The sequence below is a fragment of the Streptomyces chiangmaiensis genome, from assembly GCF_036281785.1.
Taxonomy (GTDB): Bacteria; Actinomycetota; Actinomycetes; order Streptomycetales; family Streptomycetaceae; genus Streptomyces; species Streptomyces chiangmaiensis.
In genome coordinates, this window is sequence record NZ_JAYWVC010000112.1 from 19,996 (window position 1) to 27,458 (window position 7,463).

General features: G+C 67.0%; 6 protein-coding genes. 1 reads left to right on the forward strand and 5 read right to left on the reverse strand.

Going from position 1 to position 7,463, the window contains the following annotated elements; all coding sequences use genetic code 11:
* Positions 1–8: 8 nt before the first annotated feature.
* The 4 genes from mimD to VXC91_RS27105 form a co-directional block, all read right to left on the reverse strand.
* A complete protein-coding gene (gene mimD / locus VXC91_RS27090; RefSeq protein WP_329509955.1) occupies positions 9–365 on the reverse strand; it encodes a propane 2-monooxygenase effector subunit MimD in 357 nt (118 codons plus the stop codon).
* Positions 362–1,468, reverse strand: coding sequence for an aromatic/alkene monooxygenase hydroxylase subunit beta (locus VXC91_RS27095; protein WP_329509956.1), 1,107 nt, complete (start codon positions 1,466–1,468; stop codon positions 362–364). The genes mimD and VXC91_RS27095 overlap by 4 nt, the downstream gene beginning before the upstream one ends.
* 55 nt (positions 1,469–1,523) lie before the next feature.
* Entirely contained in the window at positions 1,524–2,561 is a 1,038-nt protein-coding gene (locus VXC91_RS27100; RefSeq protein ID WP_329509957.1) for an FAD-binding oxidoreductase, read from the reverse strand.
* A gap of 81 nt (positions 2,562–2,642) precedes the next feature.
* Complete coding sequence (locus tag VXC91_RS27105) at positions 2,643–4,283, reverse strand: ferritin family protein (RefSeq protein WP_329509958.1); 1,641 nt, start codon at positions 4,281–4,283, stop codon at positions 2,643–2,645.
* Positions 4,284–4,550: 267 nt separating this feature from the next.
* Between VXC91_RS27105 and VXC91_RS27110 the strand changes: the two genes are divergently transcribed.
* A complete protein-coding gene (locus tag VXC91_RS27110; RefSeq protein ID WP_329509959.1) occupies positions 4,551–6,365 on the forward strand; it encodes a sigma-54-dependent Fis family transcriptional regulator in 1,815 nt (604 codons plus the stop codon).
* Positions 6,366–6,916: 551 nt separating this feature from the next.
* Here the strand turns inward: VXC91_RS27110 and VXC91_RS27115 are convergent.
* Positions 6,917–7,111, reverse strand: a complete 195-nt coding sequence (locus VXC91_RS27115; protein ID WP_329509960.1) for a hypothetical protein — start codon at positions 7,109–7,111, stop codon at positions 6,917–6,919.
* Positions 7,112–7,463: the final 352 nt, after the last annotated feature.

Below are 7,463 nucleotides of genomic sequence, written 5' to 3' on the forward strand. Positions count from 1 at the left end.
GCAGGGCGCTACCGGACCGGCTTGAGATCGAAGTCGATGTACTCCGCCGCTTCCTCCGGGCTGGCGAAGAGCATCGTCTTGTCGTCGAAGTGGACCATCCGCCCGTAGTGCGTCGACATGATCTCTTCGAAGTCGGACTGGTCGAACTCGAAGCCGATCGCCTCAGTGATCTCGTCGAAGTCGAACAGCAGCTTTCCCTCTCCGTCGACCCGGATCATGGAGGGGTACTCCTCGACGGACACGCCGGGCTTGCCGCGCATCACCTCTGCGACCACGTGACCGTTCTGGTTGTTCATCAGGGTCACGCCGCACAGGTTCGAGAACGTGCGGTTGCTGCCGAATTTCGGGTCGTTGCTGACGGTCACCGTGAGAGTCCCTTCGGCTCGGAGAGGTTCAGGTCGGACAGCAGAGCGCTGAATCCGCCGGCCGCGTTGTCCCAGGAGTCGGCGAAGGTGACCACCTGGTCCTGGGGCTGCGACCAGATCGGCTGGAGTTCGCGCGCCGCCCTGACGCTGATCGGCACCCAGGTCTCCAGCCAGCTCTGCAGGACGTCCCGGTTGTGCTTGCCGTGGGCGTCGTCCGTGGCGAGCATGCGGAACAGCGCCCGGGTGTAGCGCCGGTCGCGGTCGTAGTCGTGCTCTCCAGTGCCCACCAGCGTCGGGGTCACGTAGTCGCCGTTGCGTGCGGCGACCTGCATCACCAGCTGGCTGCGGAACAGCACGCCAACCAGGGACTCGAAGATCACGTTGGTGGCGAACAGCGACTCGGCCCAGTCACCGATGGCGGTGAGCCTCTCGACGTTCTCCCGCACTCCCTGCCACACCGGATCGGTGTGCCAGGTGTTCTTGTGGACCGCCCCGTCGAATCCGATGCCGGCCTCGGACAGATCCAGGTTGTACAGGGCCAGGTCCTGGGCGAAACGCAGCTTGTGGGCGCTGTTCACCGCGATCGCCGTGTTGATCATGTTGGTCGGTGCGGAGCGCTGCTCCGAGGTGAACACGTGCATGCCCAGGCCGTGTTCGGCGTGCATCCACGCACCCAGGTGCCGCTCCAGGAACGTCACCCACGCCGTCGGCCAGCTGCGGTACGCCTCGGCCTTCTTGGCGTTCTCCAGGTTCAGCTGGATCTGCCGTACGACGTTGGAGTTGTTCCGGTAGATGGTCTGTTCCCACTCCTCGTTCGGGTCGAGGAAGCAGTGCCAGTCACCGGAGCGCAGCTCGGTCCAGTCCTGGGGGTAGCCGCCCTTGCCGTCGGCGAACCCGTAGATCCAGCCCTGTGTGAGGTGGCGGTCCGGGTCTGGCTGGACGTCGACCGTGACGTCCTCGTACATCGTGGCCCGCATCTTCTGGGGCGTGAAGTAGTTGTACGAGCGGCTCTTCGAGCCGGGGAATTCCTTCAGGCCTGCTTCTGCCCCGGTGAACTCGAGTCGGGGGAAGCTCTTCGGCGCGGTTTTTTCCGCGGGGCTCATGAGCGCACACCTTTCTGTGTCGTGCATGGTGGACAGGGCTTTCGCCGGCGTCCCGTCAGTCCTCGGCGGCCGCCGTGACGGTGAACTTGTCAAAGAAGATCTGTTCTTCGCGCACGCCCATGTCCTGCAGCAGCGGCAGGGCGGCATCGATCATCGGGGGCGGGCCGCACAGGTAGACGTCGCAGTCCGCCAGGTTCTGCTCGCACCGCCTGAGGACGTCGGTGACCAGGCCGCTTTCGCCCGCCCAGTCCTGTGGCCGGCTCTCGGAGAGGCAGGGCACGAACCGGAAGCCGCCCAGCTGTTCCGTGAGGTGGGCCAGCTCCTCGAGATGGAACAGATCGGCTTCGGTCCGGGCGCCGTAGTAGTAGACCGCCTCCCGCTCGTTACCGCTCTCGGCCATCTGGCGCAGCAGTGCCAGGATGGGAGCCATCCCGGCGCCGCCGCCGACGAACACCAGCCGGCGGTCGGAGCTGACCCGCAGGGTGAAGGCACCGTACGGGCCCGTCACCTCCACGGGGTCGCCCACCGTGAGGCCGTCCTCGAGCAGGCCGGAGAATCTGCCGCCCGGGTAGCGCTTGATGATGAACTCCAGGACCCCTTCGGCCGCGGAGATGTTGGCCATGGAGAACGAGCGGTGCTCATCGGTGCCCGGGATGGTGATGTCGACGTACTGGCCGGGGTGGAACCGGAATCCGTGCTGTGCGGGCAGCGCGAGCCGGAGCAGGGAGATGTCCCGCGTCAGCTCGGCCATCGACGCCACCTCGGTCCGCACGGTGACCACCGGCAAACCGGACCTGATCATGTCCTCGTCGTAGTTGACGAGTTCGATCTCCACGTCGCTGTAGATGTGGGACCGGCACAGCAGGACGTACCCCTCGTCCTTCTCGAAGTCCGGCAGGGCGAAGGTGGAGTACCGGCCCATCTGGAGATCGCCGTCGAGCAGGAAGGACTTGCATGCCGAGCACTGGCCCTCCTTGCAGCCGTGGATCAGCATGACGCCCTGCCGGAAGGCGGCATCGAGCACTGTTTCGTCCTCGTCGGCGTCGATCTCGATGCCTACCGGTTCGAATCGCACCTTGTGCGTGTCGGCCATGGTGCCGCTCCTCGGAGTGGGGGCTCTCGCCGCCGCGTGCTCGCGGCTGCGCGCTGCGGCGAGAGCCGGTCTGAGTTGGCGTCAGGCCGCCGGCGTGACGTTCGGGTTCGCCTTGTAGGCCGCCACGTGCGTCTCGCGCTCGGCGTCGGACATCTCGTTCAGCAGCACGTTGGGGCTGTTGAAGGTGATGCCGCGGACGTCGTCGAGGGTCCACATCTTCTTCGGGTCGTCCAGGTCCAGGTGCGGCTGCGGGACCAGTGTCCGGCCGTCATCGCGGACGTACCCGAGGTCGGTGATGATGTCCGCCAGGTCCTGGCCGTGGTAGAGCGTCTCCCACTCACGCTTGCCGGTCAGCCGGCCCATGTTCGGGGTCGGCCTGCCCTCGTACTCGGAGCGGAAGGCCACCTTGTCGGTCCAGTGGCAGGTCTCCGAGCAGTACGTCCGCCACTGGTCGTCGACCTTGTCGGTCACCATGTCCTCACGGATGAGGCACGGCACCATGCAGGTCCAGCAGCGGTGCGGGTATTCGTAGCCGACCTCCTCGAACGCGATCGGCTTGTTCCGGCCCGGGTAGCGCAGCCGGTTGTACTCTTCCCACCAGCGGCCGAACTGGTTGTACCAGCCGGGGTACTTCGACTCGAACCACTCGAAGTCCTGGTCTGTCATCGGGTCGATGCGCCAGTAGTTGACCGGCCACCCGGTGGCGAAGAACTGGGCGACGCGGTGCACGTAGTGCTTGTTGTAGATCCGGTCCCACGACTCCTCGACCAGGTCGTGCGGGATGACCAGGCCGTACTTCTCCAGCGGGATGAGGTAACTGCGGTAGTAGTCGTCGTAGATCCACCGACGCCACATCTCCGCGTAGCTGTCCCGGTCCTTGCGACGGTCCTTGGTGCCGTACTCGATGAACGTGCCGATCGCGGCGTCCACCACGCAGTGGTTGTTCCACCACGCGTAGCGCAGGTCGCGCTCCAGCAGCTTGCGGTTGTCCTCGTCGGCCAGTGCCATCAGCAGGATGGAGTAGCCGTTGGAGATGTGCCGTGACTCGTCCGACTGCACCGAGTGGAACACCGTGGGCAGCAGGTAGTCGCCGTTGGCGGCCGCCTCCGACGGCATGGCCACAAACAGGGTGTTGGTGAACGCGGTCTCGGCGACCACGGTCAGGTAGATGTTGGCCGCGGTGATTGCGTCGCCCGTGATGAAGCCCTCGCCGAACTGGCGTCCGATGGTTCCCGCGTAGTTGTTCGCGAACGCCTTCTCGGTGATGTCGAACCCGGCCGGGTCGATGTAGTGGTTCATGTACAGGCGCTTGAGGTTCATCTGGATCGTCGAGTGCCTGACCTCGTCGATCATCTGCACCGCGAGGCCGTTGTGTACCTCGGGGTTGGGAACCGCGTCGATCGCCATCGGCATAGCGCGGGCGGCGGAGATCTCCGGGAACGGGATGATCGACAGGAACAGCTTCTGCCATTCCATCCAGCGCTCCTGCACCTGCCGGAACATGTTCCCGCGGATGGCGCCGTCCATCGCGCCGTACACGCGGTTGTCCTTCTCCTCCTCCATCGGGAAGTAGGAGCGCAGGATCTGCTTGAGGGGGTCCTTCTTCGGGGCCTTGTCGAACTTGTAGTCGGTGCCGAACCGCTTCGCCGGCGTGGCGAAGGTCGGTTCCCACGACAGCTCGGTGATCTTCTTGTGCGCCTTGCTCAGACTTTGTCGGCTCACTCCATGCCTCCTGGGGAGGGGTGAAGCGCAGCTTCGGCGCCCGCGACCGCACCGTCGCCACACTCGTCACCCGCGTGTCAGCCGAGGCCCCGGCGATCGCAAGGGCCCTGGCGATGACGTCGTGTGTCATGACACGGCAATGACCGGCCGATGGCGGTCTCAATATGAGACGGTCCCGCAGTCTTCCTCCGATGTGCCGGGCTTGGTTGCATGGTGGCAACAGCCCCGACCCACCTTGGGTATGTCGCGAGCCGGACAGGAGACGTGATGCCCTCGACACACTCCGACGCTCCAGCTCCGCACCCGCCCCGCGGGCGGGTGCTCGCGGCGGCGCGGCAGCGGTTCCTGACGGCCGGGGCCCTCGACTCGGACGAGGTGCGCGAGACGATCGCCGCCTCGTGGTGGCGGTCGAAGAGCTGGAAAGTCGCTGCCGACCACGTCCAACTGCCGTACGCAAAGGACCCGAATCTCGAGACTCCCCTGGTGCACAGTGCCGCGCCGATCCTCGATCGGCTGCAGGAGCAGATGAGCGACCAGGCGGTAAGCATCATCCTCACCGACGCGGCAGGCGTCGTCCTCGACCGGCGCACCGGGGACCGCCGACTCGAGCGCCACCTGGATCGAGTGCAGCTCGCCCCGGGCTTCAGCTACGCCGAGCAGTTCGTGGGGACCAACGGCATCGGCACGGCCCTGGAAGGCCGCCAGGCGACCGGTGTGTTCGGCCACGAGCACTACGCCGAGGACCTCGAGGAGTTCGGCTGCGTCGGGGTGCCGGTGCGTCATCGCGTCTCCGGCCGCATGCTCGGCGTGCTGGACATGACCTGTTGGAGCCGTGACGCCTCACCCCTGCTGTTGGCGCTGGCCAAGGCCACGGCCGAGCACATCGAGCGGGAACTGACGACGCTGACCGGGCTGCGGGAGTTCGCGCTTTTCCAGGAGTACTTGCGCGCCTGCCAGCACAGCCGCGGCATCGTGTTCGCGCTCAACAACGACGTCGTCATGATGAACGACCACGCCCGCCAGGTGCTCACGGCCTCGGACCAGGCCGCGCTGCTGGCCACCGCGGCCGAGGCGATGATGGGCAGCAAACGTGTCGTGATCGATGTGGACCTGCCCAGTGGCGCGAAGGCCAGGATGTCCTGCGCCCCGGTACACACCGCATCGGGTCCCGCCGGCGGCGTGGTCCGCGTCCGGCTCACCGGGACGGGCCCGGGGCTGGAGTCCGACACGTCGGCCTTCCAGCCCTTGCTGCCAGGCCTCGCCGGCTCCTCCGCCGTGTGGCAGCGCGCCTGCGACCAGGTGCGCGCGCACTACCTGGCCGGTGAATGGATCACTGTGCAGGGAGAGGCCGGCTCCGGCAAGCTCGCCCTGCTGCGCGCTGTGCACCGCCATCATGACCCCGCGGGTCGCTTCCACGTGCTGGACGCCGCCGAGGCGGTCGACTCCACCGCCTTCCGCACCCGCATGCAGCAGGAATTCCGGCAGAGCAGCGGCGCACTGGTGCTGCGGCACATCGATCAGCTGCCACCCGAGAGCATCCGGGCCCTCACCGATCTCCTGCACCAGCGGCACGCGGCCGCGGACCGGACCGGAGAGCGCGTGTGGGTGACGGCAACCCATCGCCCTCTCGACCACGATCACGGCCTCGCCGACCTGTTGCGCGCCTTCCCCGCGGCCGTAGAGGCCCCGCCGCTGCGCCATCACATCGAGGACGTCCGCGAACTCGTCCCGTTCCTCCTCGTGAAGCTGACCTCGGCCACGACCCTGAGCTGCTCTCCTGCTGCGATGCGGCTGCTGATGCGCGCCACCTGGCCCGAGAACGTCGCCCAGTTGCGGCAGGTCCTGAGCACCGTGGCACAGAACCGCAGGTTCGGCGTGATCGAGCCGAGCGACCTGCCCCCCGAATGTCAGACGGTGTCCCGCCGGGTGCTCAGTCCACTGGAGGCACTCGAACGCGATGCGATTGTGCGCAGTCTGATCGACGCCAAGGGCAACAAGAACGAAGCCGCCCGAGCGCTCGGAGTCTCCCGCGCTACCATCTACCGCAAGATCCGCGACTACGGCATCGACCTCCCGCGGTGACGGCCGTGGGCCTATGACCCCTCCCGGACTCGCATCGGAGACGCCCCGGAGTGGCGGCTGGTGAGAGAGCTGGAGAATTCGACGGCGTGGTGGGACGTCGTGACCCGGCAGACGGTTATGGCCGAGTTCGACTACGACGACGGGCTCGGGGCGTCGGTCACATCACGACCGGTGGGACGGCTACCGCGGCTCCGGGAACGCTACCCGGTCTTCGTCTCCGAGCACCGGACGAGCAATCCCGCGGGCCGTTCGATAGTCGGCAGATCGTTGGACCGGTGCGAGTTGTCCAGGGCGGCCGAAAACCAGCGCGCAACGCCGCCGCAGGCGCGCTTGACCACTCGGAGCGGTCCGGCCACTTCCCGATCGGAGGCCCGGCACCAGCCCGTATGTACATCAGTTGGAGCACACGGAACTCTGCGCTTGAGCCTGTACCCGGCTGTGCACGTGACCTTCCCGGCAGGATGTCTTCCGCGCCATGGCCACCCTTGTGGGGTGCCAATAGCTCCGCACGCAGGTTGGCCTGCGCGTTCGCCGCTTTGCCGTGATCTTGGTTAGGCGGTGCTGCGGTAGTCGTGGGTGACTTCGCCGAGGACGTCGTGGCGTCGGATGTCCTGCGCAGGGAAAGGAATGACGTCCGGGTCGTCGCCGGGAGCGCGGAGTTGCAGGGCCCGGTGGGGCCTTCCGGTGTTGTGATGCTCGGCGTATTCGAGCGTCCGGTCCGCGCGGGTTTCTGCTTCCACTTCCATCGCAGTAGCGTGCGGTGCCAGGTGAGCAGGGTGCCGGGGGTGACCAGGCGGTGGCGGCGCAGTCGGCTCGGGAGGTGTCGGGCGAGGGCGGCGAGCACGGCGTGCTCGGGCTAGGTCAGCCTCGGTCGGACACCGAGCTGCCGGCGCAGTACCGTGTTCTCATGGCGCAGCGCGAGCCGCTCTACGTCTCTCGCCCGAGGGTGTGCGGGGAGACGATCTGGTGGCTGCGCAGGGGCAGGGGAAGCAGTCGGGCGAGGGCGACGAGCAGGGCCCGGTGCGGCCAGCTGGGCTTTGGTGTGGTGACCTCGCGGCCCAGCACCGCGGCCTCGTGCCGCAAGATCAGTATTTCCGC